This window comes from Rhizobium sp. NPDC090275 (genome assembly GCF_044772225.1).
Lineage (GTDB): Bacteria > Pseudomonadota > Alphaproteobacteria > Rhizobiales > Rhizobiaceae > Rhizobium.
In genome coordinates, this window is record NZ_JBIVYL010000028.1 from 1 (window position 1) to 2,395 (window position 2,395).

General features: G+C 54.4%; 1 protein-coding gene and 1 pseudogene. Both read left to right on the top strand.

Annotation, left to right across the window (positions count from 1 at the left end):
* Positions 1-167: 167 nt before the first annotated feature.
* Positions 168-1,089 (top strand): annotated as a pseudogene (locus ACIQUB_RS31425) (transposase); the annotation flags it as partial.
* A 248-nt stretch (positions 1,090-1,337) separates the two neighbouring features.
* Complete coding sequence (locus ACIQUB_RS31430) at positions 1,338-2,102, top strand: hypothetical protein (RefSeq protein WP_112949220.1); 765 nt, start codon at positions 1,338-1,340, stop codon at positions 2,100-2,102.
* Positions 2,103-2,395 lie beyond the last annotated feature (293 nt).

Sequence of the window (2,395 nt, forward strand, 5' to 3'; positions counted from 1 at the left end):
CCCGCAAAGCCGCTCACTCGCTACAGCGCGCTGAGGGCGCGCTCGCGAGCGGCTTTGCTACCGTCGACTTACACCACGCTACGGGGCACGATCTTAGACCGGAAACTCAGCATAAGCGGGAAGGCTAAAGTGTGGGCTTATGTAACGAGTTTCGACAGGTTGATCTGATGATCGGTGACGTCACGCGGCGACGCTGGACAACGGTACGCCAACTGCAGACCATCGAGCAAAGTTATGCCGCCGGGGGACGGCCCTCCGCGGCGCGGCGGCATGGAGTTGCGCCAAATCTCCTGTATCGCTGGCGTAGGCTCCTGAGCGAGGAAGATGCCGTGGCCGTGGTTTTTGACGGGCCAGTGATCGGCAAATCCGAAGTGAGGAAGCCGGAAGATTGGGTGTGCGAGATTGAGTGCGTCCTCGGGCGCACGACGAACGAGAACGTGATTCGCCGCGAAGCTATTTCCAAAGCTCACGCAAAGAGACCGATATCGCGGCCGAACTTGTTACCGAAGGACGTTCCCGATGAAGACCGTCGCTAACGTCTGGGCGTATCGCTTCCAGTCTCGCCGAGCGACGCAAAGGCAAGTCCAAGCCGCGTGCGCCGTATCTCACAGTGAGGGATACCGAGCTGTTGCCGGCCATTTGCAAACTCGTGGATGCTGGGCCGACCTATAGCTATCGGCGGATCCCTGCCGTTCTCAACAGGCACCAGCGAGCCGCCGATTTTCCCGTGGTCGATCGCAAACGAGTTCATTGCATCATGGCCCGATCACGCCACGATCGTTGAGAAACATACGGCCGGGCGCATAGGCCGTGTGCACGACGGCAAGGTCATGGCGATGCGGTATAATCTCCGTTTGTTGCTCGGACGGCCTTGAGTTCACCGGCTGGAATGGTGAGGTGGTCCGTCTCGCGTTCATCATCGATGCGGATGACCGGGGAAATTATCTCATGGGCAGCCGTCGATAGAGGGAGGCTAGGCTGCTTGTTCTAGGCCTCAACCTGATCCCATGCTTCACACCCGTTGCCAGCCCTCAGTTCAACGGCATGTGGGAGGCCTTCGTCAAAACGCCGGAGCGAGAGTTCATCAAAGCATTGTCTCAATAGCTGATCTGACCGGCGAACCGGGAGGCAATTCAAAAGGGGACCGCGAAAGATTGCATAACTTAGTGTTTGCACTGACGATACGACCGGTGGCTAACCAAGGTAGAACGTACTGCTTTGCCTGAGCAACACGAAGAGTACTGAGCAGGAAGCAAGAATCTTATACGTTGCTTCGGTCCTTGCAGCAGGCAATAATCACGCTTATCTGTGGGTAGCTTAAGGCGCGAGGGGGGGGCATGAGGAATCTCATCGGAAGGCAGTTTTTGAAGGCGGCACACCGCCTGGGCGTTGAGTTGCCACAACAGTCACCCAAAGGGCGCCTTCTGTGGAATGATGCTCAGAAGTTTGAACTCAAACATGCCCTCGCATTCATGGATCATCCGGGTTTTAAAGAGTGGGTGAGCCGCTTTGATGATCCTCAGTTCTTAGTTTCGAACGGGTTCCGCGATAAGTATTTTGTTGCTGAATTTTTCGGCGGCGACGACACTTTGGCGGCTGAGTTCTTTGACCATGTCACTGGCAAGACCGTTCTCGATGTCGGGCCATGTGTATTTAGTCCTACGTCAGTTTGGGATGTCGCGGCCAAGCGGATCATTATCGAGCCCTTGTATGACGAGGTCTCTAGGTGGCAGATCGATAACCGCGGTAGAAATCTGTTCGTCAACATCGATGAGGCGTACTCAAGTCCAGCCGAGAAATTTATTCCTGAACTGGTCGCGGGAGTGAACGGCGCGGTTCTTGTTCGAAACTGCATTGATCATAGTCCTCAATGGCCATTCATACTTAGTAATATCGCGAAGTATATGACGCCAGGTGCCGTCCTTCTTCTCTGGAATGATTTGTTGCACCCACCTGAATATTTGGATGGGCACTACGACATTACCGATGACCCTATCGCGTTCCGCCGATTGCTAGAGACGATGGGTTTCAAGATTGAATACGAGTTTGTTCAGCCAAATAGCACTATGCTCGACTACGGGTGTCGGGCAGTTCTGATGTAGGGGTGGCGAGAGAGATTTAGCCTCGGTGTTTACGAGAGTTTTCTTTTGAACGGTCGGTTTGACACGAATTGCCGCTTCTGCTGCGGATCAATTTGATCCGCGTGTGTTACTCGGACAGGACACATACTGTATTCCTATGAAGAACCCTTGTGAAACCGACGCCGCAAGCATTCGGCGATAATGTTATAGACAATAATCACTGCTTATCCCGCTTGCTCAGGGACCTACAACATATTGCGGTAGACGGATTGGCCACTCCCCTGCTGGACGGCATCGGGGACGAGGTCTTGTCG